Consider the following 25,823-nt stretch of genomic DNA (forward strand, 5'->3'; position numbering starts at 1 on the left):
GTCATGTGTGGGGGTCCGGCTCAGCTCAGGGCCTGCTCGACGTCAGCGAGGAGATCGCTGATGTCCTCGATGCCTACCGAGAGGCGAACCAGGTCGGCGGGGACTTCGAGGGCCGAGCCCTCGGTGCTGGCGTGGGTCATCGCGCCCGGGTGCTCGATCAGCGATTCGATCCCGCCCAGCGATTCGGCCAGGGTGAAGATCTCGGTCCGCGAGCAGAACTTCAGCGCCGCTTCCCGGCCGCCGGCCAGTCGCACCGAGATCATGCCGCCGCTGCGACGCATCTGCTTCTGCGCGATCTCGTAGCCGGGGTGCGTGGGCAGACCGGGGTAGATGACCTGCGAGATGGCCGGGTGATTGGTCAGGAACTCCGCGATGACCTCGGCGTTGTCGCAGTGCTTCTCCATCCGCACGGCCAGCGTCTTGATGCCGCGCAGCGTGAGGAAGGCGTCGAACGGGCCGGGCACCGCGCCCGCGCCGTTCTGCAGGAACGCGAAGTCCTTGTCGAGCTCGGCGCTGTTGGTGATCAGCGCGCCGCCGACGACATCGGAGTGTCCGCCGATGTACTTGGTGGTGGAGTGCAGGACGACGTCGGCGCCGAGCAGCAGCGGCTGCTGCAGGTACGGCGTGGCGAACGTGTTGTCCACGACCAGCTTCGCGTCGGCCTCGTGGGCGATATCGGCCAGCGCGGGGATGTCACCGATGCTCAGCAGCGGGTTGGTCGGGGTCTCGATCCACACCAGCTTGGTATTGGGGCGAATGGCCGCGCGCACCGCGTCGAGGTCGGCGATGTGGGCGGGTGAGTGCTCGATGCCCCACTGGCTGAAGACCTTGTCGATGAGCCGGAAGGTGCCGCCGTAGGCATCGTCGGGGATGACGATGTGGTCGCCGGGGCGCAGCATGGCGCGCAGCGCACAGTCGGTGGCCGCCATACCCGAGGCGAAGGCGCGCCCGTAACTGCCCGACTCGAGGGCGGCGAGGTTGGCTTCCAAGGCCGTGCGGGTGGGGTTGCCGGTGCGCGCGTACTCGTAGCCGCCACGCATGCCGCCGACGCCGTCCTGGGCGAAGGTCGAGCTCGCGTAGATGGGCACATTCACCGCACCGGTCTGAGGATCGGGTTCGTATCCGGCGTGCACGGCCCTGGTGGAGAATCCCAGCTCACTCATATACCTCAGACTAGTTGGCCGGTTCGGGTCGCTTTCGCAGGGGTTCTCGACATGGTCGATGTGCCGGATTCGGTATCGGTACTGCGGTTAAGCTCACGCCATGGTCACCGTCGAAGAGTTGTTCGCCATTGATCCGTTGCTGTCGCCGGAGGAGCGCGAAATCCGCGACACGGTGGCGCGATTCGGGGAACGCAGGCTGCGGCCACACCTCGCGGACTGGTTCGAGGAGGGAACCTTCCCTGCCCGCGAGATCGCGCCGGAGCTGGGCAAGCTCGGACTGCTCGGCATGCACCTCGAGGGCTACGGCTGCGCAGGCGCGTCGGCCACGGCCTACGGGCTCGCCTGCCAGGAGCTCGAAGCCATCGACTCCGGCGTGCGCAGCATGGTGTCGGTGCAGGGCTCGCTGGCGATGGCGGCCATTCACTTCTTCGGGTCGGAGGAGCAGAAGCAGCAGTACCTACCCGCGATGGCGGCCGGTGAGGTGATCGGGTGCTTCGGACTCACCGAACCCGACTTCGGGTCCAACCCCGGCGGGATGCGCACCCGGGCGCGCCGCGACGGTGACGACTGGATTCTGAACGGGTCCAAGATGTGGATCACCAACGGGTCGGTGGCCGATATCGCGATCGTCTGGGCCTACGCGGACGAGCCGGGCACGGACAAGCCGCGAGTGCGCGGCTTCCTGGTGCCCGCGGGCACACCGGGTTTCACCACTCGCGAGATCCACCGCAAGTTGTCGCTGCGCGCATCGATCACCGCCGCACTGGATTTCGACGACGTCCGCTTGCCCGCCGATGCGGTACTGCCCGAATCGCTCGGGCTCAGTTCGCCGCTGGCCTGCTTGAGCGAGGCGCGGTTCGGCATCATCTTCGGCGCGCTCGGCGCCGCGCGCGACTGCCTGAGCGCGGCGATCGACTACGCCCGCACCCGTGACGTGTTCGACAAGCCGCTGGCCGGCTACCAGCTCACCCAGGCCAAACTGGCCGATATGGCGCTCGAGCTCGGCAAGGGACAGTTGCTCGCGCTGCACCTGGGCCGGTTGAAGGATCGTCACGAGATCACCGGCGAGCAGATCAGCGTGGGCAAACTGAACAGCACCCGCGAAGCCATCAAGATCGCTCGCGAATGCCGGACCATCATGGGCGCCAACGGAATCACCCTCGACTACCCCGTGTTGCGGCACGCCAACAACCTGGAGTCGGTGCTGACCTACGAGGGCACCGCCGAGGTGCACCAACTGGTCATCGGCAAGGCGCTCACCGACGCCAACGCGTTCCGGTAGGTCAGGGACCGGCGGTCAGGCCCGGCCTCGGCGCGGGCCTGATCATGCCGCCGGCGAAGGCCGCGGCGAGCATCACGATCACGACCGTCAACACGGTCAGCGCGATGGGCACGGTGATCGCTGTGGGGATGCCGAGCAGCGTCAGACCGGCCACACTGCCGCAACCCCAGAAGATCGCGGCGGCCAGCCGACCGAACAGCGGTGCGTAAGGCGAGCGACGCCAGGCGCCTGCGATTCGCGTCTGAGCCGAATACCCTGCGCTAGCAGCGATTACCGTGCTCATGCCGAACAGATGAACGGCCGGGTCGGTGACCTGCACTGCGGATCCCTTCGCTCGCCGAGCTCGTTTGCCGAAAGTTGCCTCGGAACGGTTATACCCATTCAGAGTCCATCGGACGCCCGGTTCGCGCAACTCCGCAGTATCGATCAGATCTCGTCGGCTACGCCCTCGTCGCTCCGGTCGGCGCAGGCAGTTCCAGGTTCTCGCGGTAGGTGCCGCCCAGATAGTCGGTATCGAGCAGACCTCTACGACGCAGCTCGGGCAGCAAGCCGTTGACGACGAAATCGTGGGTGCGTTCGTCGGTGAGCCCGCCGAGGGAGATCACGTCGAGCACATTCGCCCGATAACGCTCCTCGATCGCGTCGGCCAACTGTTCCGGCGTGCCCGCTGCGGCCCAGTGCCCGGTGTCCTTGGCGGCGATGACGAGTTCGCGCAGGGTCGCGCCGGAGGCCGCCAGCTTGCCGAAGATCTCGACCCTTCCGCGTCGGCGGTGGACCGAATCCAACTGCGGCAGCAGACTTTCCGGGATGGGCTTGTCCAACGGCAGGTCGGACAGGTCGATGGCGCCACCCAGCATGTCGGCCAGTTGACGACGACCCGCCTCGAAATCGGTGGCTTCGGCGGCCTCGCGGACCAACCTGCGAGCTTCCTCCTCCGTCGCACCGTAGGTGGCGTGGAAGGAACTGAAGATGAGCGGAAGCCCGTCCGGCCTGCCCAGTTCAGCGGCGCGGGTGCGAATCTTCTTCGTATAGGTGACCGCGTCCTCGAGCGTCGCCAGCGAGGTGAAGACCACCTCCGCGAATCGCGCGCCGAGTTCCACCCCACCGGCGGACTGACCGGCCTGGAACTGCACCGGCCTGCCCTGCGGCAACGGCGGGATGTTCAGCGGACCACGCACCGAGAAATGCTGTCCGGCATAGTCGATCGGCCGTACGAGCGATTCGTCCAGTGCCGCACCGCCTTTGCCATCCGGCCGAAGCGCACCGGGCTGCCAGCTGTCGAACAGCGCGTTGACCACCTCGAGGGACTCCGTGGCACGCGCGTAGCGCTGCTCGGGGCTCGGCAGGTCACCATCGCCGTAGTTCTCCTCACCCAGCGAGGAGGTCACCACGTTCCAGGCCGCGCGGCCGTTGCTGATGTGATCGAGCGTGCCGAAGAGCCGGGCCAGATTGTAGGGGTGATGGAAGGTCGTGGAGACAGTAGCGATCAGGCCGAGATCGGTGGTCACCGCGCCGAGGGCCGCGAGCTGGATCAGTGGTTCCTGCGCGCCGATCGCCCCCTGTGCGCCGAAGCTGAGCAGGTCCGCGGCGAAGATCGCGCCGAACTTGTTCTCCTGCGCGATCCGCGCGATCCGCACCGCTTCGTCGAGCGTCGAGCGGGTCGAGTCGAGGGCCGCGGCGTACACATCGCGCGATCCGCTGACCCCGGTGACGGTCTTCAATTTCCGACGTTCACTGCCCATGGACGACAGTCCAGCAGGGCGCAGGCGGAGCGACCATGGTTGCGCTCACCCGAATTCGATCGAACGCGACGAGGTTGCGGAATATTCGCCATGTCACCCTATTGATCTTGAAGAGATCCAATCTTTACCGGGACTGGATAGATTGCTACCATATTGCAATGTTTGTGCCCGGTCCCGCGTTGCTCGAACTCTCGGCGCAACGACAATTACAACAGTTGAACACCGAGTTCGGAGCCCCCGCGGCAGCCGTCGCCGCGGTGGTGCCCGCCCTGTCCGCCCAGTTGGATCAGCACGCCGCCGCGGTGCGCGACATCCTCGTACTCGGTGTCGATGATTCCGCTCGCGTGCCGATGACCATTCTGCTCGCCGGTTATGTCCGCGGGCTCCTCGACCATTTCGCCGAGCGAGCCGACGGATTCTTGGCCGGCGCGCCTGCCGACTGGCACGACGCCGACTGGCTGCAGTTACGGCTGGCCGCGGTGTGCGCGTACGCCGCCGACTGACACCGACCCAGGACAGACAGCGGCGCACCGCCACCCGAAGGTGACGGTGCGCCGGTGCCGATCGGCTATCGAGCCGTTTCGCCACCCCAGCCCGGTTCGCCTTCCGGGTAGCTGGTGCCGGGCGTCACCCTCGCCTGCCGAGCCTGCTCGGCCGTGCTCGGCGCCACCTGCTCGCCCTGACGCGCCGCGTCCTCGCGTCCACGCTGGTATGCCTGGGCGTGCCCCTTCATCGCGGGCATCTCCGATTCCAGGTTGCCCAGCCAATTGCTCCAGCGCTGCTCCATGGGCCTGACCAGGCCACCGCCGACACCGACCACCAGGATGCCGCCGATGGTGGCGAGCACGGCGATCAGGATCGGCGTGGTCACCGAGGTCGCCACGCCGATCTGGTTCAGCGCGGCGATGATGCCGATACCCCAGATGAACACGGCCGCGATCCGGCCGAGCATCTTCCCGTAGGACAGCCCGCCGAGCACGTTGGAGATCAGGTCGCTCACCGCGTGGGCGATGGCCGCGGCGATCACCACGATCACGATCGCGATCACGGCCCTGGGCAGCCAGGCCACGATGCTGGTGAGCAGGGCACTGACCGGGTTCGGCCCGAATACCGCGAAACCGATCTGCAGCGCGATCAACAGAATCGCGTAGTAGGCGATCTTGGCGATAATGTCGGAAGCGTCATATTTACTGCGGGACATCATATTTCGCAGTTCGCCGCGTTCGACGAGCTTATCGAATCCGACGCGCTCCAGCACCGCGTTCACGATCTTGGCGACTACCTTCGCGATGATCCAGCCGACGAGAAGAATGGCGATGAATGCCACCGCTTTGGGGACGAACTGCGCGACCGAACTCCACGCATCGGTCAAGCCCTGCTGGAAATCTATCGCAATGACGGAGTTGTCCACGGCCTGTCCTTTCGCTTTCCGATCAGTGCGGCTGAATTGCCGAAGCACCTGTCCGAGGTACTTACCCAGGTAATCTTCGTCGAATCGTGAAAGTAGCGATGAATTTGCCGACGGCCGGTCAGTGCCATACTTTCCGGTCGATCGGCCCGAGGGATCGCGCTCGCCACGCACTCGGGTCCGCTACTGGTGGTGTCCACACCCTCCCGACCGAAAATTCGGTTGCTCACCGTCGCGCCGATTCCTAGAGTCGGTCGCATGTCGTGTCACTTCTTCATTCGCATCCGCCACAACCGGGCTCTGGCCCGCTAGCGGACGCGGATAACTGCATCGGCGTCCACCGGCGCGCCAAGGGCCCTTCGAGCTTCCATCAACTCGAAGACCCGAAGGGGCAACTGCCGTGGCGCAGGACTATTCACACCGAAACTATTCACACACACAGCGCAAGGTCACCGGCAAGAGTGGCGGTCGGACCGCCCGTGACCAGGCGAGAAGAACACTGTCACAGAACTTCCTGGTGGATCGTGGCGCCGTCGACTCGATCGTGACGGCGGCCGACCCGGCGGGGACAGTTCTCGAACCCGGTGCGGGCGAGGGCATTCTCACGCGCGCCTTGGCTCGTCGCGGAGCGCGGGTCACCGCCTACGAGATCGACCCACTACTCGCGGCCAAGCTCTCGGCGCGCACGCGTTCCGAGGACGGAATCCGCGTCGTCCGTGGTGATTTCACCACGGCGAAGGCTCCCCGCGAGCCGTTCGCCGTGGTGGGCAACATCCCGTTCTCCGTGACCGCCGACATCGTCGACTGGTGCCTGACCGCACCCGCTCTGACCTCGGCGACGTTGCTCACCCAACGCGAATACGCCCGCAAACGCACCGGCGACTACGGCCGCTGGAGCCTACTGACCGCGACGACCTGGCCGTGGTTCAGCTGGGAACTTCGCGGGCAGATACCCCGCGACAGCTTCCGCCCGATCCCGTCGGTCGACTCCGCGATCCTGCGGATCGTTCGACGAACGCAACCCCTTGTCCCCCACCGTGATTCCTACACCGAGTTGGTACGCACCGCCTTCTCGGGATCAGGCGGCACGGTCCGGGCTTCCCTGCACACCCGCTACCACGGCGTGGACGAGGCCATGGCGGCCGCGGGCATCGCCCACGACACCGTGGTCGCCTATGTCCACCCGGATCAGTGGGTGGAGTTGCATTCGATGCTCACCTGCTGACGGACGATCGGTGCTGCCTTCCGCCCGAAGGCAGCACCGACGTCGGCCTCAGGGAATGACGACCGGCCCGGTGAGCGGTGACGGGTCGTCGGCCCAGCGGTGGCCGATCTCGCGAGGAGTGACGCCTTCGTCGGTCCACGCGGTCAGCAGCTGTGCCACCTTGTCGTGCATGGTGGTTCGCAGTCGGTCGAAGGAGGTGTCCGGGGTGTCGTCCACTTCGCCGAGCAGCAACCACCACGCCCAGGCCACCGCACCCGCGTTGGCGACGAAGTCGGGCAGTACCGGGATGCCGCGGGCGGCGAGCATGGCCTCGGCCTCCGGTGTGGTGGCGGCGTTCGCGGCTTCGACGATGACGTGGGCCCGGATGTCGTAGGAGTTGTCCGGCGTGATCGCGTACGAGATCGCCGCGGGCACAAGGATATCGACATCGGCGGCGACGATGGCGTTGCGTGGCAGCTGCTCGATACCCTCTGGCAGGCGGGACCGGTCGATCTCGCCGTAGCCGTCGCGCAGATCCAGCAGCGCCGGAATGTCGAGCCCATCGGCACACGACAGCGTGCCCGCGGCATCCGCTATCGCGGTGATCGTCATCCCGGCCTCGTGCAGGTAGTAGGCCGCCGCACCGCCCATGGTGCCGATGCCTTGGATCGCGACCGTCGTCTGAGCGGGTGCCTGCCCCCACTGCACCGCCGTGGCGAGACAGGCGTGCGCGACGCCGTAACCACCGATGACGTCACCGAGCAGGAAGCCGCCGTCTACCGCGGCATTGAGCCCGTTGCGGACCCGAGCCAGCGTCGCCACGGGGTCGGCGGCGCGCCGGATTGCCGCGTGGAAGCTCTGGTCCAGGTCGAGCTTTTCGAAGACTTCGTCGATCAGGTGCTGCGGAACCCCCAGGTCCTCCGCGGTCACCCAGTGCGCGTCGAGCCACGGGCGCATCGCCTCGCAGAATCGCCGCAGCACCTCCACGGCGCGCGGGTCCTTGGGATCGAAGTCGATCCCGCCCTTGGCGCCGCCGATCGGCAGGTCGAACGTGGCGGTCTTGTTGGCCATGCCGCGCGCCAGATCCTCGACCTCACCCAGGGTGCAACCGGCCCGCATCCGGGTGCCGCCGGTGGCCAAGCCGCCGCGCAGGGTGTGGACGACGAGGTAGCCGACCGCGTCGGTGAGCGAATCCGTCCACTGCAGACGCATGTACGGCTGGCTGCGGCGGACCGCGGGAGCAACGGCCGGGTCCGTGGATGTGGCCGCAACAGTCTGTGAAGTCACCTGCGGCGTTCCCCCATTCGGGTTCAGCATCGTCATGGCGCCCCACCTCCTCATTCGTCGTGATCGCCTGTGGCGGACCTCGTCGTCCCGGTAGCACCAAGCGTGCGTCACCCCCGCCGGCGCGTCTATTTACGGATCGTTCACGGCACCGTTCACGGTTCCTGCACAGTGCCTACCCTCGGTGCTATGGACCTGTCTCTGGCCCGGCTGCGAATGTTGCACGAGCTACACCAACGCGGCACGATCACGGCCGCGGCGGCTGCTCTGCACTACACCGCGTCGGCGGTTTCCCAACAGCTCGCACAGCTCGAACGCGACGCGGGCACCCGGCTGTTCGAACGACGTGGGCGCCGCGTGCAGCTCACCGACCTCGGGATCGTGCTCGCCGAGCACGCCGAGGAGATCCTGGCCGCGGTCGAGCGCGCGACCCAGGCGCTGGAGGAAGCGGGCGGATCGGTGACCGCGAAGATCACCGCCGGGGTGTGGGCGTCGGTGGCCTCCGGCCTGCTCCCCGACGCGCTCACCACCCTGGCCGCCTCGCATCCGGGCATTCTGGTGCGCACCACCGAGCTCGCGCCGGAGTCGACGGCCGCGGCCGTCCGTGACGGCACGCTCGATCTGTCCTTCGTTCTGGACTACTCGAACTATCCGATGACCTGGGACCGTGGCCTGGAGCGAGCGGTCATCGGTGTCGAACGGATCCACGCGGCCGTCCCCGCCGGCGCGGTGCCCGCGGCCAGCGTGACGCTGGCCGAGCTGTCCGAACATCCGTGGATCATCGCGCCCGCCCGGTCGCACTTCGGGCACGCGGCGCGGCTGGCGTTCCAGTCCGCCGGACTACGGCCGCGCATCGACCACGAGTTGGAGGAGCAGGCGACCGCGATGTCGATGGTCGCGGCCGGACTCGGCGTCACGCTGGTATCGGATCTGGGTTTGGCGTTGCGTCCACCCGGGGTGGACATCGTCGCGCTCGGCGACGCCCTCACCCGGACGGTGTCGCTGGCCTACCGCACCAACTCGGCGGGCCGAGCCGCGCTGCTCCTGGTGGTGGACGCGATCCGGACCGCCGCGGCCAAGAAGGGACTCGCCGCCGAGATCCGCACCGCGCCCACGGTACGTCGAGCCTCAGATACTGCCGGTGCTCAGGAAACCGAGTAGGTCGTGGCGGGTGATCACGCCGACGGGCTTGCCGTCTTCGACGACCATCAGAGCGTCGGAGTCCGACAGGGCCTTGGTGGCGGTGGAGAGGGGTTCGCCGGAGCCGATCAGCGGGAACGACGGGCTCATGTGCTGGGCCACCGAGTCGGTGAGGTTGGCGCGGCCCTCGAAGACGGCGGAGAGCAGGTCGCGTTCGGTGACGCTGCCCGCGACCTCGCCCGCCATGACCGGCGGCTCGGCGCCGACGACGGGCATCTGTGACACGCCGTATTCGCGCAGGATCTCGATGGCGTCGCGCAGGGTTTCCGACGGGTGGGTGTGCACCAGGTCGGGCAGGGCGCCGGACTTGCCGCGCAGCACGTCGCCGACCAGCGGTTCGGGGCCCGCTTCCAGCGGAGTCTGGAGGAAGCCGTAGGAGCTCATCCACTTGTCGTTGAAGATCTTCGACAGGTAGCCGCGGCCACCGTCGGGCAACAGCACGACCACCACGGCGTCGGGATCGCGGCGGGCGACCTCGATCGCGGCGACCACGGCCATACCGCAGGAACCGCCGACCAGCAGGCCTTCCTCGCGGGCCAGGCGCCGGGTCATCTCGAAGGAATCCGCGTCGGAGACGGCGATGATCTCGTCGGGGATCGACGCGTCGTACGCCGAGGGCCAGAAGTCCTCGCCGACACCCTCGACCAGATACGGGCGACCGGTGCCGCCGGAGTACACCGAGCCCTCCGGATCGGCGCCGATGATCTCGACCTTGCCGCCGGAGACTTCCTTGAGGTACCGGCCGGTGCCGGAGATGGTGCCGCCGGTGCCGACGCCCGCGACGAAGTGGGTGACCTTGCCCTCGGTGTCGGCCCAGATCTCGGGACCGGTGGTCTCGTAGTGGCTGTCGGGACCGCCCGGGTTCGAGTACTGGTTGGGCTTCCAGGCGCCCTCGATCTCCCGGACCAGGCGATCGGAGACGTTGTAATAGCTGTCGGGGTGCTCCGGCGGCACGGCGGTCGGGCAGACCACGACCTCGGCGCCGTAGGCACGCAACACGTTGCGCTTGTCCTCGCTGACCTTGTCCGGGCAGACGAACACGCACTTGTATCCGCGCTGCTGGGCGACCAAGGCCAGGCCGACACCGGTGTTACCGGAGGTCGGCTCGACGATCGTGCCACCCGGCTTCAGCAGTCCGTCCTGCTCGGCGGCGTCGATCATCTTGACCGCGATCCGGTCCTTGGAGCTGCCGCCCGGGTTCAGGTATTCGACCTTCGCGGCCACCAGACCCGCGTTGGGGCCGACCACCGAGTTCAGCCGAACAAGGGGGGTGTTACCGATGAGGTCGACCACATGATCCGCGATGCGCATTCCTCCATCGTTGCAGAACCTCTGATTTCGCGAGTACATGGGTAACTCGTCGGGTACTGGCGAACCCGCGTCGTAGAATTTTCGGATGTGAGCGCACCTCGAATCAGCTGGCGGACCGCTGTCGTGACCGGAGCGACGACGGTGCTCGCCGGATCGAGCGCAGGGACGGTCTCCTGGGCGACCTATCGTTTGCTGATGACGCAGGCGGGTGCGGCGCGCGCGGTGATCGGCCGCGACACCTCCAAACCGCCCGAGGCCGACGGCGTGTACGCGCCGGGCGCCACCCGTCCCGAGCCGTGGCGCAAGAACACGCCGGTCGACCTGCATCTGATGATCTTCGGCGACTCCACCGCGGCGGGGCTCGGTTGTCTCGGTGCCGCCGATGTGCCGGGAGTGCGGTTGGCCCGCGGTCTGGCCGAGGCCACCGGCCTGCGAATCCGGTTGAGTACCAAAGCGATCTCCGGCGCCACCTCGAAGGGCCTGGCCGGACAGGTCGACGCGATGTTCGTCGCGGGCCCACCGCCGGACGCGGCGGTGATCCTGGTCGGCGCCAACGACATCACCAAGAAGCACTCCATCCGGGCCTCGGCGGGCAGGCTCGCGGCTGCGGTGTCGCGGCTGCGTCAGGCCGACGCGCTGGTGGTGGTCGGCACCTGCCCGAACCTCGGCACCGTCACCGCGATCCAGCAACCCCTGCGCACGATCGTCGCGAACTGGAGTGTGCGGCTGGCCAAGGCGCAGACGGTGGCGACCACGATCGCGGGCGGTATCGCGGTGCCGATGGGTTCACCGCTTGTCGCGTCCGAGTTCCGGGCCGCACCCGAAACCCTGTTCGCCACCGACGGATTCCACCCGTCCGCGGCGGGCTACGAACTGGCCGCTGCGCAGCTGCTTCCCGTGCTGATCGCGCAGGTGCGCGACCGCCCTGCTCTTCCCGTGGGGCAGCTGGAGACGTAGATTCGAGAATGACCGGCATGTAAACAGCCGTTCACGTCGAACAATGCGAAAAGGAGTCCTCATGCCCGAGGCCGTCATCGTCAGCACCGCCCGTTCCCCGATCGGCCGTGCCGTCAAGGGGTCATTGGCGGGAATGCGCCCGGACGACCTGACCACGCAGATGGTTCGTGCCGCGCTGGCCAAGGTGCCTTCGCTGGATCCGACGCAGATCGACGACATCATCCTGGGCACCGGCTCCCCCGCCGGCGAGGGTGGCTTCGGTATGGGCCGCATGATCGCCATCGAGCTCGGCCTCGATGTCGTCCCCGGCACCACCGTGCAGCGCTACTGTGCGTCGTCGGTGCAGACCACCCGGATGGCCTTCCACGCGATCAAGGCAGGCGAGGGTGATGTGTTCATCTCCGCGGGCGTGGAGACCGTCTCGCGCTACGCCCGTGGCTCGGCCGACAGCTCGCCCGACACCAGGAACCCCATTTTCGACGAGGCCGTCGCCCGCACCGCCAAGGCCGCCGAAGGTGGTGCCGGTATCTGGCACGACCCGCGTCAGGACGGCCTGCTCCCCGACGCCTACATCGCGATGGGCCAGACCGCCGAGAACGTGGCGTCGCTGACCGGCATCCCGCGCGAAGACCAGGACCGCTGGGGCGTGCGCTCGCAGAACCGTGCCGAAGAGGCCATCAAGGCCGGGTTCTTCGAGCGCGAGATCACCCCGGTGACCCTGCCCGACGGCACGATCGTGAGCAAGGACGACGGCCCGCGCGCCGGCGTCACCTATGAGGCGGTCAGCCAGCTCAAGCCGGTGTTCCGTCCCGACGGCACCATCACCGCCGGTAACTGCTGCGCGCTCAACGACGGCGCCGCGGCGCTGGTCATCATGAGCGACACCAAGGCCAAGGAACTCGGCCTGACCCCGCTGGCCCGCATCGTCTCCACCGGCGTGTCCGGCCTGTCGCCCGAGATCATGGGCCTCGGCCCGGTCGAGGCCGTCAAGCGCGCGCTGGCGATCGCGGGCAAGTCGGTCTCCGACATCGACCTGTTCGAGATCAACGAGGCCTTCGCCGTGCAGGTGCTCGGCTCGGCGCGTGAGCTGAAGATCGACGAGGACAAGCTCAACGTCTCCGGCGGCGCGATCGCGCTCGGCCACCCGTTCGGCATGACCGGTGCCCGCATCACCACCACCCTGCTGAACAACCTGCAGACCTACGACAAGCAGTTCGGCGTGGAGACCATGTGCGTCGGCGGCGGCCAGGGCATGGCGCTGGTCCTCGAGCGCCTCAGCTGAGCTGAGATAGACCGAAAAAAGCGGCCCACCTCGATGAGGTGGGCCGCTTTTTCGTGCTCGGATCAGTCGCGCTGGAAGTAGCTCAGCAGGCGAAGGATCTCGACGTAGAGCCAGACCAGGGTGATGGTGAGGCCGAGGGCCACGCCCCACGCGGCCTTTTCGGGGGCCTGTGCGCGGATCAGCTGGTCGGCGGCGTCGAAGTCCAGCAGGAAGCTGAACGCGGCGATCGCGATGCAGACCAGGCTGAACACGATCGCCAGCGCGCCGCCGTCGCGCAGGCCGAAGCCGCCGTCGGTGAAGAAGCTCGCGATCAGGTTGCCGACCATCAGCACCAGCACGCCGACCATCGCGCCGATGAGCATGCGGGTGAAGCGCGGGGTAACGCGGATCGCGCCGGTCTTGTAGACGACGAGCATGCCGAAGAACACGCCGAACGTGCCGAGCACCGCCTGGCCGATCAGGGCGCTACCGCCCACCCCGCCGAAGGTGACGTCGGTGAACATCAGAGACAGCGCGCCGAGGAACAGGCCCTCGAAGGCCGCGTAGGACAGCACGATGGCCGGGTTGTCCATCTTGCGACCGAAGGTCGCGATCAGGACGAGCACCAGGCCGACGATCGCGCCGCCGATGACGAACAGTGGGGCCAGCGACGGGTTCGCGCTCGACAGCGCGAAGGAGATGATCGCCGCGACGGTCAGCACCGCGAGGGTGATGCCGGTCTTGGTGACCACGTCGTCGATGGTCATCGCGCGGGTGGCAGGGGCCTGCTGGAATTGCTGGCCGTACTGCTGCCCGTATTCGCCGTATTGCTGGTTACCGAGCTGGCCCGCGCCGGCTACGCCCGAACCGAAGTTCGCGTAACCGCCGACACCTTCCTGGCGGGGAAGGTTCTTGAACACCGGATTCGATGAGGTACGCACCGTGCGCCTTTCCTGGAGTTACGAGTCGCTGCAGAAGCTCCAACTGGCCTGTTCAACGTGTCACGATCGGACAAAGTTCCCAGCGATCAGGTCGATGACCACACCGCAGGCCCGTTCGGACAAATCGGACTCTACAGCTTTCGGGTCGTCCTATCGTTGTACGTCGCGCAGACCACGAACGGACCGCGTGACCGTGAACTTCTGGTTCCGGCCGATCACATCGGTGCGACCCACCATCCGCTCCACCACGCCGCGATAGTTCAAGTGCGAGTTGTAGACCATCCACAACTCACCGCCCGGCCGCAGCACCCGCCCGGTCTCGACGAACATCTTGATCGCCGAACCGGTGTGCACTGCTGCCCCCACGTGGAACGGCGGATTGCACAGCACAAGGTCGGCGCTGTTGTCGGCGGCCGAGGACATGGCGTCGTCGCGCACCACCGTCACCCGGTCGGCGACGCCGTTGGCAACGGCGGTAGCCCTGGCCGAGGCGACGGCGGCGGCGGACTGGTCGGTGCCGACCACCCGGATGTGCGGCCGCGATTTGGCCAGCGCGACCGCGAGAATGCCGGTGCCACAACCGAGGTCGACGGCATCGCGCGCGTCGGGCTTCATCCGGTCCATGTGTTCGAGCAGGAAGCGGGTACCGATGTCGAGGCGCGAGCCGGAGAACGCCGAGCCGAACGCGACGACATCGCCGTCGATCTCGATGACGTGCTCGCGGACAGGGAACCGGGATTCGCCCATCGGCAGCGGCTCGCCGACCACGAGCACCCGCGACTTCTGCCTGCCCCTGCCCGCACGGACCCGCGCGAATGATTCGGCGAGTACGTCGTTCATCGCGGGAGTGAGGTATTTGTCACGACCACCCGCGAACACCACCACATCGTCGGCGGCGTAGCGGGCGATGGCCTCGGCGATCTCGGCGACGCCCGACAGCATCCGCGGCAACCGCATCAGGATCACGCGCGCGCCGGCGAGCAGGTCGGCGTCGAGGGAGTGGGTGGTGTAGCGATCGGTGAGCCCGAGGGTCTTGGCGTTGGCCGCCAGCGCCGATTCGCCGGTGATCAGGTCCTGGTGGACGCGAATACCGGTGAGTCCGTGCTGCGCGGCGAGGCCGAGCGTGAGCGCTCCGTAGGCGTCGCCGATCACCGCAACATCACCGCTACCCGCGGCCGCGAGGGCGTCGGCTGCCGTGTCGAGGATCAGTCGGTCGGCGGCATCGACGGCATAGAGGTTCGGCGCCTCCACATCCGGATACCGGCGTAGTCGGTCGAATACGTCGTCAACACTGTCCACCCGGCAAGTGTGCTAGATCGTTGCCCCACCGTCACATCCGGGCCCGCTATCTGCTGTAGCGGCGACTCGCGACGGGTCTTCGTCGGATGTATTTCACTGAGCAGTAACGGGTTCCATCGATTTGCGACGCCCTTGCAGATCGCTCCGAATTCGCGGATCCGCCGAATTCCATTATTCCCCAGTGCTTCGGACGCGATCGTCGACCGATTTCGCGCCGCAGCCGATCACCGCAGGTGGCGCTAACTACCGAACTGGTACGCGTTCAGCGAAAATCCGGGCTGCGACCTGCGGGCGCCAACCGGAACAGCTCCTATTCCGTGGCCATCAGCAAACTTTCCGTAGCCGAAACACCCCGTGCTCCTTCGCCCACGACGCCGCCGTCCCTGCGTAGCATCAGGCACATGCGCAACGCCCTCGTGTTCGTGCTGATCGCCGCGGCCGCGGTTTCGGTGTCCGGCTGCGGCACCGACGACGCACCGGCCGCGGCTCCACCGACAACGACGAGCACCGCAAGCAGGTTCGCGGAGGCCACCGGCGAGGCGCCCGCCGACGCGAGCCCGAAGTCCGGCGCGGCCTCCACCGATGCGGCGCTCACCGTCACCGATATCCGGCTCGGCCGGCAGCCCGGCTTCGACCGCGTGGTCTTCGCCCTCGGCGGCACCGGGGCTCCCGGGTGGCAGGTGTCCTACACCGATCAAGCGGTGCAGGACGGCAGCGGCAAGACCGTCGACGTGGCGGGCCGCGCGATTCTCGAGGTACGGATCCTCGGCTCCGCGTATCCGTTCGACTCGGTCGTCCCCCCGTTCGCCGGGCCGGACCCGGTGACCGATCCGAGCACACCGGCCATCACCGGGGTCTACAAGAAGCTGGTCTACGAGGGCGTCACGCAGTCGTTCATCGGCCTCGACGCCGATCAGCCGCCGTTCACCGTGACCGCACTGGCCGATCCCCCGCGCCTGGTCGTCGACATCGCCACCCGGTAACCCTTACCCCTACCGGGTATCGCGATGACGATCGCTAGACTGGCCGCCGTGATGGACCAGCATCCGCCCGCGCGCGCACCCGGCCTTGCCAGGGCGCTCGCTGTGCTGATGCTGCTGGCCGGAATCGTCGCCATGCACTCCGCGGTCTTCGGCACCGCCCACGCGAGCGACAGTGCGCACGGCCCGGCTCCAGTCCTCACCATGGCACCGCCCGACCACCGATCCGGGGCTCCGACCGACGAGCACGCCACGATCCTCGCGACCGAGCACGCCGCCGCTCTGCCCGAAGCATCGCCGACGCTGCCCGTCGCCGCTCCGTCCGACCCGCACACGGGCTGCGGCGCGGCAGGCTGCGACGAGCACGCTGCCGTCCACGCCTGTGTTTTCGTTCTGGCCGCGCTCGCCATCGCGCTGACCCTGGTCCTGCTCTACCGCCTCGGCGATACCTCCGAGGCCACCCGGCACCCGTCGATGTCCTGGCGAGGCCGACGGACGCGCCCACCACCATGGACCGTCCTCACCCTTTCCCAACTGGCGATTCTGCGGATCTGACAGGCGTGGCACTTCTCGTGCCTCGCCAGTTTCGACACCTCACCCGAATCCCCAGGAGGATCACCATGCCCATCAGCCGTACCCATATCCTCGTCGCCGCGGCCGCCGCCGTCTTGCTCGCGGCCGGTTGTAGCGACGACAGCACCGCCACCCACCCCACCGAGCACTCCACCACCACCACCAGCGCTGCCGCGAGTACCGACTTCAACGATGCCGACGTCAGCTTTCTGCAGATGATGTACCCGCATCACGCGCAGGCCGTCGAGATGGCGAAGATGGTGCCGAGTCGCACCCAGAACCAGCAACTCATCGCGCTGGCCGCCCTGGTGGAGAAGGCGCAGGCGCCGGAGATGCAGCAGATCACCGACCTGCTCGTCGGCTTCGGCGAACCCGCCCCGAGCGCGACCGAAGGGCACGGCGGGCACGACATGCCCGGCATGATGACCGACGCGCAGATGGGCAGTCTGCAAGCGGCGAACGGCGCCGATTTCGACCGGCAGTGGCTGGAGATGATGATCGCCCACCACGAGGGCGCGGTCGGGATGGCCCAGACCGAGCTGAACGTCGGCGTGAATCCGCCGTCGCGGCAGCTCGCGACGAAGATCATCGCCGATCAAGAGGCCGAGATCGCCACCATGCGCGGCATGCTCGCGCAGAATTGAGCGGGGGCGGCGCCGGAGACGACACTCCGGCGCCGCATCTGAAGTTCGTCATCGAAATCGCCACCGCGACCTGACGTCACCCGGAAGTAGCCAGTACGGTCGATATGTTCGGCTCCGGCCCAACCGGTGCCTGCAGTCTCGAGGCAGGAGAGAGAAATGCGAGTACTGGAACGGCTGGGGCTCGGAACCGCGCTCGCGGCCACCGCGACCGGAGTGATCTTCATCGGCGCCTGTTCCAAGCAGGTGCCGGGCACCGCCGAGGTCAACCAGAGCGAGCTCGCCTCGTACACCTCCGAGGTGGCGGCGTCGTCTGCGGCGGCCTCGTCATCGAAGGCGGCGAAGATCGAGGCGGCCAACGACACGGCGTGCGACGGCCTGCGCTCGGCCAACAAGACCTCGGTCACCTCGTTCAACGCCTATATCGCGGCCTCCAACGATCAGGCGCCCGATACCGATGCCAAGGCCACCGACGCGGTCACCACCCTGCGCAACAGCGCCAAAGACCTCGACCGCAAGATCACCGGGGACGTGATCGCCGATCTGTCCGTGCCGCTGCGCGACTACATCCAGAAGACCAACACCCTCGCCGACACCCTCGAACGCAGGGCGCCCACCGACGAACTCAACGGTGTGATCGACACTTTCAACACGTCCAAGGACATCGCGATCGGGGTGTGCACGCCGTACGGCAGCTGATCGCCTCGTAACAAGAACGTGATCGTTCACGATTCCCCTCCCGACACACCATCTGGAGGGGTACGTGCAGGGCTATTTGAAACACGTTGTGGCAGCATCGATTACCGCGCTGACCCTGGTTTCGGGGGCATGGCTCCCCAGCCCGGCGACCGCCGACCCGGTCACCGCGAAGCAGTGTGAGGTCACCACCGGCCGCACTCCACAGTCCGCGACACCGGCCGAGGCCGCGCTCGACCCCGCCGTACTGGCCACCGCCATGGCGCGAGCGACCGACGTCACCCGCTTCAATATCCAGCTGTTCCGCAACAACTGCCTGATCGCGACCGGCCCGCGCAACGCCGAATCCGGTGGGGTGGCGTGGAATCTGTGGAGCGGGACCAAGAGCGTCGTGGCGCTCGTCGCCGGTGCGGCCGCCGACGAGGGACTGCTACGGATCGACGAGCCGATCGGCCGGTATCTGCCCCCTGGGCTCGGCGATGCCGGGCACCGTGAGATCACCGTGCGCAATCTGCTCACCGAGTCCTCCGGCATGGAAGTCGCCGTCGCCGCCGAGGGCGCGACGGGACTGGCCCAACTCGATCCCAATGTCGTCGCCCAAGCACTCGCGATGCCGATCGAACGCCCGCAGGGCACGATGTTCCGCTACAGCCAGCGCGCTGTCGACCTGCTGGTCTATGTGATCCAGCAGTCGGTGGGCGAGGACTTCCAGTCCTTCGCCCAGCGGAAGTTGTTCGACCCGTTGGGTATTGCCCGCAGCGACTACTACTGGGCCCGCGACCGCGCCGGAAACACCTACGGCCACGCGCATTTGATCCTGCCGCCGGACGACTTCGCGAAACTCGGTCTGCTCGTGGGCAATCGGGGCCGCTGGAATTCCCAGCAGGTGATCTCCGAGGACTACATGCGTGCGGCGGTATCACCGTCGCCGAGCATGCCCTGCTACGGCTTCCTGTTCGTGATCAACGGCGCACCGTGCCGCCTCGAGTTCCCCGGACTGCCCGACGACGCGGTGAAGATGTCGGGCATGCTGCGCAACGACAGCTTCATCGTGCCCAGCCTCGGCATAGTGCTGAATTGGACCGGCGTCGCGACGGTCGGCAGTTCGACCACCTACACCCACGACGTGCTGCGCACGCTCGTCTCCGCGTTCCGCGACCAGCAGGTTCCCGATCCCGGTCCGTTTCGGGAGCGTCCCGATGTGAGCGTGACCGACCCGATGATCGCGCGGCCCGATGCCTTCTTCGGCACCCTCGGCGTCGGCCCGTACGCCTACCCCGGCTGCAACTTCCTCGACTGCCTCGGCGAGACTCCGAAGGCCCCGTTCGCGGATTCGCCACCGGGATGCGTCATCCTGGGATGCGTCGGCACCGACCCACGCACGCCGGGCATCCGCTGAGCCGGGCATAGATCTCTGGGTTCCCGGGCGCCGGTCGCGTATTCTCGAATCAACCGGATAGGACCAGTAGGGACCGGTCGGCCTACCAGGAAAAAGGAGCCACTGGCGATGCCCGCACCGCTGCGCGACAGCGCAGTGCCCAAACACGAACAGCTGCGCGCGATTCTGCTCCAGAAGTGCACGCGCGAGCTACAACCGGGTGATCTGCTCACCAGCGAGCGCAATCTGATGCAGGACTACGGCGTCAGCCGGATCACCGTGCGCGAGGCGGTCGGTCAGCTGGTCAACGAAGGGTATCTGGTCAGGGTTCGCGGCAAGGGCACCTTCGTCGCGCATCGGCCCGTGCAATCGCGGCTGCACCTGGCCTCTTTCACCGAGGAGATGCGCGCGCTCGGCCACCATCCGACCACCCTGGTGCTCGTCGCCGAGGAAGCAGTCGCGCCCGAGGCCACCGCCCGCGGGCTGCGCCTGCCCCAGGGCGCGCTCGCCTACCACGTGCGGCGGTTGCGCCTGGCCGACGAAGATCCGGTCAGCGTCGACGACGCCTGGTTCAACCCCGAACTGGTCCCCGGTCTGATCTCACACGACCTCACCTCGTCGATCTACCGGACCACGGCCGATCGCTACGGCAGGCCGATCGAACGAGCGGTGCAGACGGTCGACGCCCAAGCCGCGGAGGCCGGTGTCGCGGCCCTGCTCGGCGTCAAGAAGGGCGCTCCCGTACTGCATTTCGACCGGGTGTCGTTCAGCGCGGAGGTGCCGATCGAGCACACCCAGAGCTGGTACCGCGCCGACCGCTATCGCGTGCAGATGGAAGTGGGTCAGCGGCCGCAGTCGTAGCCGACCACGCCGATCCGGTGTGAAATCACCGTATTTCAGTTACCGTCTGGGTTGCTATCACAGCGAAGCGCTCGGAGGTATCACCCATGTCCATCCGTCAATCCACCGCCGCCAGAGCGGGCCTACTGGCCGTGCTCGCCGCGGGAACCCTGCTCGGCGCCGGCGGCACCGCCAACGCGGTCGGCAGCGCCGATTGGGACCTGCTCCCCTCCGGTTCGGTCGAGCTCGGCCCGCCCACCGGTAGTTCGATGGGCTCGGTCGACGTCGGCAGCGGCACCGGCTCGTTCGACGCCGACCTCGGCTCGAGCGCCCCGCGCCCGGTCTCGACGGGCTCGGCCGCGCTGCCGATCTTCGCCCGCTGATTCACCCGACTGCCGTGGCCGACCAGGTCGGCCACGGCAGTCGGTCTCTTGCGGCACAGCCTGTTTCGGATCGGAAAAACCGGGCAAACGGCCTATGTGGGTGCCCACCGGTATTCCACAGTCCCGACACCGAACAAGGTGAGCTCTGATGATTCTTCTCGGCGCAGTACTTCTCATAGCCGGACTCGTTTTCGGCATCCCCCTCCTCAACACGGTGGGAGTCATCCTCTTGGTGGTCGGCGTAGCGCTGGCATTGATCGGCAGCACAGGACGTGCAGTCGGCGGCCGACGACACTACTACTGACCATGCGCAGAATCCGTCGAAGTAGTAGTAGAGGACCGGTCATGACAGGCAGTAGTTCTCGCATCATTTCGATCGTCGTACTGGTGTGGTTGCTGATCGGAGTACTGGCCGCGGGTCAACGCGGTTACTACACCGAACGCGATCAGAACTGTGCGACCCTCGGCACCATCGCGGTGACCCTGATCGCGGGCCCACTGAACTATGTGGGCGCCAATCCGAAGGTCGATGACTGCGAGCTACCCCAGCCGAGCTGATGGATACCGCCGTGGCCGAATATTCGGCCACGGCGTTAATCCGTCAGTCCGGTCGACTCTCGCCGACCTCCAACTCGGCCAACCCGACCACGATCACCAATCCGGTGACCACCAACGACACCGTCGCGATCAACGGCAGCAGCAATTGCACCGGAGTGAGGCCGTCCACCACGGTCATCGGGTCGCCGTGGCGGACGCGCATGGCCGCCATCGCCGTGTAGTGCGTGCCGCACACCGCGATTCCCATGACCAGCGCGGCGCCTGTTGTCATCAGCAGACCGCGCACGTGCAGCATGAACCACAGCGCCACCGTGGCCGCGACCACGGCGATCACGATCGACAACGCCATCAGCGCGGGCTCGTATTCGATGACGGCTCTGGCGCGTATCGCCCACATCCCCAGGTAATGCATGGCGGCCACCCCCAGCCCGGTGATCGCGCCGCCGAAGGGCAGGGTCACCCACTCGTTGCCCCCACCGGTGACGATGGTGAGCCCGATCAGCACCACCACGATCGCGATCACCGCACTGACCAGCGTCAACGGCACGTCGTAGCGGATGGGCGCACCGCCGATGCTGAACCCGAGCATGGCCGTGAAGTGCGTGACCCAGATGGCCGCTCCGCCCAGCCCCACGGCCGCGGCGATGAGCCAACCGAGCGGCGCCGACGACGCCTTGGCGTGCACCGCGCACCGTAGCCCCAATACCGAACCGATGAACGACAGGCCGAAGGCCAGCACCGGATTCATCCAGCCATTATTGAAGTGCTCGATATGAAGCACGCGCTTTTCCCCTGATCTACGTATTCAGTTAATCGGTAGAGACTAAACCAAGCGCGCAGATCGAACACAGCGACAGAGAATTCCACGCAAATATTTCAGCGCGAAATACTCGCTATCGAGAAATACGGACCGGTCGGAATTCCTGTGAGTCATTCATTCTGCGAACGTGCACGAATCAATGCGGCCAGCCGATCGAGGGATTCCTGGTTACGCGCCGAGAAGAGCAGATCCTGCGCTACCCCCGGAATCAACTGAGCGGGTCCGCTCCCGGCGCGTTCGACCATCCGGATCGTGGTGTGCCCCGGGGGTTGTTCGACGAGCGTGAGCGTGATCAGCGCCGAACCGACCGACCACAGCCGCGCCTCCAACTCGAGCCGGTGCGGCGGGTCGATCGCGCGCACCACCGTCGTATCGCTGATCAGCACCGGCCACAGCCCGAAGCGGTAGTGGATGCGGCTGCCGACGGCAGGCCAGCCGGGGTCGACCTCGCGGATATGCGAGGCGCCGACCACCCAGCTCGCGTAGAGCCAGCCGTCGGCCAGGGTCGCGAACGCCCTCTCCGGCCGCACGGGGACGGTCACTTGGGCTGTCAGCACGTCTGGTTCCTCGTCCGTCGCGGGAGTCCGGTCACCACAGCCTAATTGGCGCAGCGCTCCTCTCCCCGCGTACCGCCGCGGCGTTCGCGGCGGCGCGCCCCCTTGCGTCGGCGCCCCCGCCGGAGGTGTTCGCGACGGCCCGGCGGGTTCGGCACGCCGAAGCCGCGACGATGCGGGAAAATTGCTGTCCACCGTTTCGACGTGGGATCGTTCCCTTATGTCCACCGAAGAAACCCGGCTCGGCGACCCGCCGAACCCTGCCGACAAGGCGGCCGAACGCACCGTGTTCGGTCACCCCATCGGGTTGACCAACCTGTTCGGCGTCGAGCTGTGGGAGCGTTTCTCCTTCTACGGCATGCTCACCATCCTGGGCTACTACCTCTACTACTCCACCACCGAGGGCGGCCTCGGGATCGCCCAGAGCACCGCGCTCGGCATCGTCGGCGCGTACGGCGGCCTGGTATACCTGTCCACCGTGCTCGGCGGCTGGATTGCCGACCGGGTGCTGGGGATGGAGCGGACGGTCTTCTACGGCGGTGTCGTGGTCGTGGCCGGACACCTCGCGCTGGCGGTGTTGCCCGGCTTGACCGGCGTCGGCGTCGGCTTGGTGCTCGTCGCGCTCGGCAGTGGTGGGTTGAAGGCGAACGCGTCGTCGTTGCTCGGCACTCTCTACGCGCCCACCGACGCGCGGGTCGACGGCGGATTCACGCTGTTCTATCTCGGCATCAATATCGGTGCGTTCTGTGGCCCGCTGCTGACCGGCCTGTTGCAGCGCGAGTGGGGATTCCATGTGGCCTTCGGCGCCGCGGCGGTCGGTATGTCGCTCGGTCTGGCCCAGTACGTGATCTTCCGTCGCAACCTGGGCACCCACGGGCGCGAGGTGCCCAATCCCATCACCCGTCGCGAGCTCACCCCGGTACTGATCGGCGTCGCCGTCGCGGCCGTCGTGGTGCTGGCGGCCGTGCTGACGAAGCTGATCACCCTCGAGAATCTCTCCGACGTCACCACCGGCGTCATCGTGGTCGCCTCTGTCGTGTATTTCGCGGTGATGCTGCGCAGCGCCAAGGTGACGCAGGTGGAGCGGACGAGGGTGGTCGCGTTCATCCCACTGTTCATCGCCAACGCGGTGTTCTGGTCGCTGTTCCAGCAGATGTTCACCATGCTCGCGGTCTATTCCGACGAGCGCGTCGACTGGCGGATCTTCGGCTGGGAGGCGCCGGCGAGCTGGATCGGTTCGGTCGAGCCGGTGTGGATCATCGCGCTCTCACCGCTGTTCGCGCTGATGTGGACCAAACTCGGCAATCGCGCGCCGAGCACGCCGATCAAGTTCGCGCTCGGCGTGATCGGGATGGGCATCGCGTTCTGGTTGTTCGCGCTGCTCAGCGGTTTCGACGGCAAGACCGTGCCGGTGCTCGCGGTCTTCTTGATCCTCGGCGGCTTCGCGGTCTCGGAACTGCTGCTCTCGCCGATCGGTCTCGCGGTGACCACCCATCTCGCGCCCGCCGCGTTCCGCTCGCAGATGATGGCCCTGTATTTCTTCTCCGTCGGTATCGGCACGTCGATGGCGGGCACGCTCGCCCGCTTCTACAGCCCCGACAGCGAGACTGCCTACTTCGGGTTCAGCGGCGCCGCGGCCATCGTGGCCGGTCTCGTGGTTGTCGCGTGCGCGCCCTGGATCAAGCGCCGCATGCAGGGCGTGCACTGACCTGATTTCCGGGTAATCCCCGATTACGTTTTTCGCAGCAGAAGGAGAAATACCGTGCCGACACCGCAGGACGCTCCAGGCGTGGGCCGATCGCCCGGCCGCTGGGGCGGGTTGTTCCGCACCAAATCCGTCGAGCAGTCGATTCTCGATACCGATGATCCCGATTCCAAACTCCGCAAAGATCTGACGGCCTGGGATCTCACGATCTTCGGTGTCGCCGTTGTCGTCGGTGCGGGCATCTTCACGCTCACCGCGCGAACCGCGGGCAATCTGGCCGGGCCTTCGGTCTCGCTGGCATTCGTTTTCGCGGCGATAGCGTGTGGTCTCACTGCGGTCTGTTATGCGGAATTCGCTTCGACCGTGCCCGTTGCCGGTAGTGCCTATACCTATTCCTATGCCACCTTCGGGGAACTGGTGGCGTGGATCATCGGCTGGGACCTGATCTTGGAATTCGCACTCGCCGCGTCGGTGGTCGCGAAAGGCTGGTCGCAGTATCTCGGCACGGTATTCGGATTCGATTCCGCCACTGTGCAATTAGGTTCGATCACCTTCGACTGGGGCGCGGTATTACTGCTCGCCGCGCTCGGTGTGCTGCTCGCCATCGGCACCAAGGTGTCCTCGCGGGTGTCGGCGGTCGCCGTGGCGATCAAGCTCGCGGTCATCGCGCTGGTGCTCGTTCTCGGCATCACCTATTTCAAGGCGTCCAATCTGAGCCCCTACATCCCGCCGTCGCAGCCCGCCGAGGAAAGCGCCAGTGGTCTGCACCAGACGCTGTTCCAACTCATCACCGGCGCGGGTGACACCAACTTCGGCTGGTACGGCCTGCTCGCCGCGGCCAGCATCGTGTTCTTCGCGTTCATCGGTTTCGACGTGGTGGCCACCGCCGCCGAGGAGACCAAGAACCCGCAGAAGGCGGTGCCGCGCGGCATCCTGGGTTCGCTGCTGATCGTCACCGTGCTCTACGTGGCGGTGACGCTGGTGCTCACCGGCATGGTGCCCTACACCGATCTGTCCGGCGAGAATGCCACGCTGGCAACGGCATTCCAGATCCTCGGCGTGGACTGGGCCAAGAACGTCATCTCCATCGGCGCCCTGGCCGGCCTCACCACCGTGGTGATGGTGCTGTTCCTCGGGCAGACCCGCGTGCTGTTCGCGATGTCGCGCGACGGCCTGCTGCCCCGCGGACTCGCCCACACCGGCAAGCGCGGCACGCCGGTGCGGCTCACCGCCATCGTCGGCGTGATCTGCTGCGTGCTGGCCGGTTTCGTCGACTTCGGCACGCTGGAGGAAATGGTGAACATCGGCACGCTGTTCGCCTTCGTGCTGGTCTCGGTCGGCGTCATCGTGCTGCGCCGCACCCGCCCCGACCTGCCCCGCGGCTTCCGCGTCCCGCTGGTCCCCTTCATCCCCATCCTGGCAGTCGCGGCCTGCGTATGGCTGATGGTGAACCTCTCGGTGGAAACCTGGCTGCGCTTCGTGATCTGGATGGCCATCGGCTTCGCCGTCTACTTCGCCTATGGCCGTCGACACTCCGTCCTCGGCAAAAAGAGCGCGAGTGCAGACTGACCAGCACCTTCGATGACATGATCGGTCCCGGCGTGGTCTATCCCGACACGCCGGGCCGACCTTGTCGACCAACA

At 67.0% G+C, this 25,823-nt stretch carries 27 protein-coding genes; 17 read left to right on the forward strand and 10 right to left on the reverse strand.

Going from position 1 to position 25,823, the window contains the following annotated elements; genetic code table 11:
• Nucleotides 1-20: 20 nt before the first annotated feature.
• Complete coding sequence (locus OHS03_RS23770; RefSeq protein ID WP_328657146.1) at nt 21-1,163, reverse strand: cystathionine gamma-synthase; 1,143 nt, start codon at nt 1,161-1,163, stop codon at nt 21-23.
• Between the two features lie 100 nt (nt 1,164-1,263).
• Between OHS03_RS23770 and OHS03_RS23775 the strand changes: the two genes are divergently transcribed.
• The gene (locus OHS03_RS23775; protein ID WP_063054373.1) at nt 1,264-2,445 is read left to right on the forward strand and encodes an acyl-CoA dehydrogenase family protein; all 1,182 of its coding nucleotides are present in this window, start codon (nt 1,264-1,266) and stop codon (nt 2,443-2,445) included.
• A 1-nt stretch (nt 2,446) separates the two neighbouring features.
• Here OHS03_RS23775 and OHS03_RS23780 read toward each other — a convergent pair whose 3' ends face one another.
• Both OHS03_RS23780 and OHS03_RS23785 read right to left on the reverse strand, forming a co-directional pair.
• Nucleotides 2,447-2,728 (reverse strand): hypothetical protein, encoded by a 282-nt coding sequence (locus OHS03_RS23780; protein ID WP_328657148.1) that lies wholly within the window; start codon nt 2,726-2,728, stop codon nt 2,447-2,449.
• 157 nt (nt 2,729-2,885) lie between these two features.
• Nucleotides 2,886-4,187, reverse strand: a complete 1,302-nt coding sequence (locus OHS03_RS23785; protein ID WP_328657150.1) for an NtaA/DmoA family FMN-dependent monooxygenase — start codon at nt 4,185-4,187, stop codon at nt 2,886-2,888.
• A gap of 158 nt (nt 4,188-4,345) precedes the next feature.
• Between OHS03_RS23785 and OHS03_RS23790 the strand changes: the two genes are divergently transcribed.
• Nucleotides 4,346-4,690, forward strand: coding sequence for a DUF6401 family natural product biosynthesis protein (locus tag OHS03_RS23790; protein WP_328657152.1), 345 nt, complete (start codon nt 4,346-4,348; stop codon nt 4,688-4,690).
• A gap of 65 nt (nt 4,691-4,755) precedes the next feature.
• Here OHS03_RS23790 and OHS03_RS23795 read toward each other — a convergent pair whose 3' ends face one another.
• Nucleotides 4,756-5,598 (reverse strand): mechanosensitive ion channel family protein, encoded by an 843-nt coding sequence (locus OHS03_RS23795; RefSeq protein WP_328657154.1) that lies wholly within the window; start codon nt 5,596-5,598, stop codon nt 4,756-4,758.
• A gap of 397 nt (nt 5,599-5,995) precedes the next feature.
• Between OHS03_RS23795 and erm the strand changes: the two genes are divergently transcribed.
• Nucleotides 5,996-6,820 carry an ErmE/ErmH/ErmO/ErmR family 23S rRNA (adenine(2058)-N(6))-methyltransferase gene (gene erm, locus OHS03_RS23800; protein ID WP_328657156.1) on the forward strand — a complete coding sequence of 275 codons (825 nt, stop codon included), beginning with the start codon at nt 5,996-5,998 and terminating at the stop codon, nt 6,818-6,820.
• 48 nt (nt 6,821-6,868) lie between these two features.
• Here the strand turns inward: erm and OHS03_RS23805 are convergent, their stop codons facing one another.
• Nucleotides 6,869-8,116: a Glu/Leu/Phe/Val dehydrogenase dimerization domain-containing protein gene (locus OHS03_RS23805; RefSeq protein WP_328664382.1), complete on the reverse strand. Its 1,248-nt coding sequence runs from the start codon at nt 8,114-8,116 to the stop codon at nt 6,869-6,871.
• 156 nt (nt 8,117-8,272) lie between these two features.
• On the opposite strand from OHS03_RS23805, the gene OHS03_RS23810 reads away from it, so the two are divergent.
• Entirely contained in the window at nt 8,273-9,244 is a 972-nt protein-coding gene (locus OHS03_RS23810) for a LysR family transcriptional regulator (RefSeq protein WP_328657157.1), read from the forward strand.
• Here OHS03_RS23810 and OHS03_RS23815 read toward each other — a convergent pair.
• Nucleotides 9,212-10,594, reverse strand: a complete 1,383-nt coding sequence (locus tag OHS03_RS23815; RefSeq protein ID WP_328657160.1) for a cystathionine beta-synthase — start codon at nt 10,592-10,594, stop codon at nt 9,212-9,214. The genes OHS03_RS23810 and OHS03_RS23815 overlap by 33 nt on opposite strands.
• Before the next feature lie 87 nt (nt 10,595-10,681).
• On the opposite strand from OHS03_RS23815, the gene OHS03_RS23820 reads away from it, so the two are divergent.
• Both OHS03_RS23820 and OHS03_RS23825 read left to right on the forward strand, forming a co-directional pair.
• Complete coding sequence (locus OHS03_RS23820) at nt 10,682-11,551, forward strand: SGNH/GDSL hydrolase family protein (RefSeq protein ID WP_328657162.1); 870 nt, start codon at nt 10,682-10,684, stop codon at nt 11,549-11,551.
• Between the two features lie 61 nt (nt 11,552-11,612).
• A complete protein-coding gene (locus tag OHS03_RS23825) occupies nt 11,613-12,833 on the forward strand; it encodes an acetyl-CoA C-acetyltransferase (RefSeq protein ID WP_328657164.1) in 1,221 nt (406 codons plus the stop codon).
• Between the two features lie 62 nt (nt 12,834-12,895).
• Here OHS03_RS23825 and OHS03_RS23830 read toward each other — a convergent pair whose 3' ends face one another.
• Entirely contained in the window at nt 12,896-13,753 is an 858-nt protein-coding gene (locus OHS03_RS23830; protein WP_328657166.1) for a Bax inhibitor-1/YccA family protein, read from the reverse strand.
• A 150-nt stretch (nt 13,754-13,903) separates the two neighbouring features.
• On the reverse strand, nt 13,904-15,052 hold the full coding sequence (locus tag OHS03_RS23835) for a class I SAM-dependent methyltransferase (RefSeq protein WP_328657168.1): 1,149 nt from the start codon (nt 15,050-15,052) through the stop codon (nt 13,904-13,906).
• Between the two features lie 401 nt (nt 15,053-15,453).
• On the opposite strand from OHS03_RS23835, the gene OHS03_RS23840 reads away from it, so the two are divergent.
• From OHS03_RS23840 to OHS03_RS23880, 9 genes are all read left to right on the forward strand, one after another.
• The gene (locus OHS03_RS23840) at nt 15,454-16,035 is read left to right on the forward strand and encodes an AMIN-like domain-containing (lipo)protein (RefSeq protein WP_328657169.1); all 582 of its coding nucleotides are present in this window, start codon (nt 15,454-15,456) and stop codon (nt 16,033-16,035) included.
• Between the two features lie 24 nt (nt 16,036-16,059).
• Nucleotides 16,060-16,587, forward strand: coding sequence for a hypothetical protein (locus OHS03_RS23845; RefSeq protein ID WP_328657171.1), 528 nt, complete (start codon nt 16,060-16,062; stop codon nt 16,585-16,587).
• Between the two features lie 65 nt (nt 16,588-16,652).
• On the forward strand, nt 16,653-17,249 hold the full coding sequence (locus tag OHS03_RS23850) for a DUF305 domain-containing protein (protein ID WP_328657173.1): 597 nt from the start codon (nt 16,653-16,655) through the stop codon (nt 17,247-17,249).
• Between the two features lie 156 nt (nt 17,250-17,405).
• Nucleotides 17,406-17,945 carry an Rv2240c family protein gene (locus OHS03_RS23855; RefSeq protein WP_328657175.1) on the forward strand — a complete coding sequence of 180 codons (540 nt, stop codon included), beginning with the start codon at nt 17,406-17,408 and terminating at the stop codon, nt 17,943-17,945.
• An 88-nt stretch (nt 17,946-18,033) separates the two neighbouring features.
• Nucleotides 18,034-19,341, forward strand: a complete 1,308-nt coding sequence (locus OHS03_RS23860) for a serine hydrolase domain-containing protein (protein ID WP_328657178.1) — start codon at nt 18,034-18,036, stop codon at nt 19,339-19,341.
• Nucleotides 19,342-19,449: 108 nt separating this feature from the next.
• Entirely contained in the window at nt 19,450-20,181 is a 732-nt protein-coding gene (locus OHS03_RS23865) for a GntR family transcriptional regulator (RefSeq protein ID WP_328657179.1), read from the forward strand.
• 86 nt (nt 20,182-20,267) lie between these two features.
• On the forward strand, nt 20,268-20,543 hold the full coding sequence (locus tag OHS03_RS23870) for a hypothetical protein (RefSeq protein ID WP_056813742.1): 276 nt from the start codon (nt 20,268-20,270) through the stop codon (nt 20,541-20,543).
• A gap of 148 nt (nt 20,544-20,691) precedes the next feature.
• Nucleotides 20,692-20,847: a DUF6131 family protein gene (locus tag OHS03_RS23875; RefSeq protein WP_165610278.1), complete on the forward strand. Its 156-nt coding sequence runs from the start codon at nt 20,692-20,694 to the stop codon at nt 20,845-20,847.
• 41 nt (nt 20,848-20,888) lie between these two features.
• A complete protein-coding gene (locus OHS03_RS23880) occupies nt 20,889-21,101 on the forward strand; it encodes a hypothetical protein (RefSeq protein ID WP_056813745.1) in 213 nt (70 codons plus the stop codon).
• Nucleotides 21,102-21,144: 43 nt separating this feature from the next.
• On the opposite strand, the gene OHS03_RS23885 is transcribed toward OHS03_RS23880, so the two are convergent.
• Complete coding sequence (locus OHS03_RS23885) at nt 21,145-21,849, reverse strand: MHYT domain-containing protein (protein WP_328657181.1); 705 nt, start codon at nt 21,847-21,849, stop codon at nt 21,145-21,147.
• 182 nt (nt 21,850-22,031) lie between these two features.
• A complete protein-coding gene (locus OHS03_RS23890) occupies nt 22,032-22,478 on the reverse strand; it encodes an SRPBCC family protein (protein WP_328657183.1) in 447 nt (148 codons plus the stop codon).
• A 217-nt stretch (nt 22,479-22,695) separates the two neighbouring features.
• Here OHS03_RS23890 and OHS03_RS23895 point away from each other — a divergent pair, with 217 nt between their 5' ends.
• Together OHS03_RS23895 and OHS03_RS23900 are read left to right on the forward strand one after the other, a co-directional pair.
• On the forward strand, nt 22,696-24,183 hold the full coding sequence (locus tag OHS03_RS23895) for a peptide MFS transporter (protein WP_328657185.1): 1,488 nt from the start codon (nt 22,696-22,698) through the stop codon (nt 24,181-24,183).
• Between the two features lie 54 nt (nt 24,184-24,237).
• Nucleotides 24,238-25,749 carry an APC family permease gene (locus tag OHS03_RS23900; RefSeq protein WP_328657187.1) on the forward strand — a complete coding sequence of 504 codons (1,512 nt, stop codon included), beginning with the start codon at nt 24,238-24,240 and terminating at the stop codon, nt 25,747-25,749.
• Nucleotides 25,750-25,823 lie beyond the last annotated feature (74 nt).

The sequence above is a fragment of the Nocardia salmonicida genome (genome assembly GCF_036142455.1).
Classification (GTDB): domain Bacteria; phylum Actinomycetota; class Actinomycetes; order Mycobacteriales; family Mycobacteriaceae; genus Nocardia; species Nocardia salmonicida.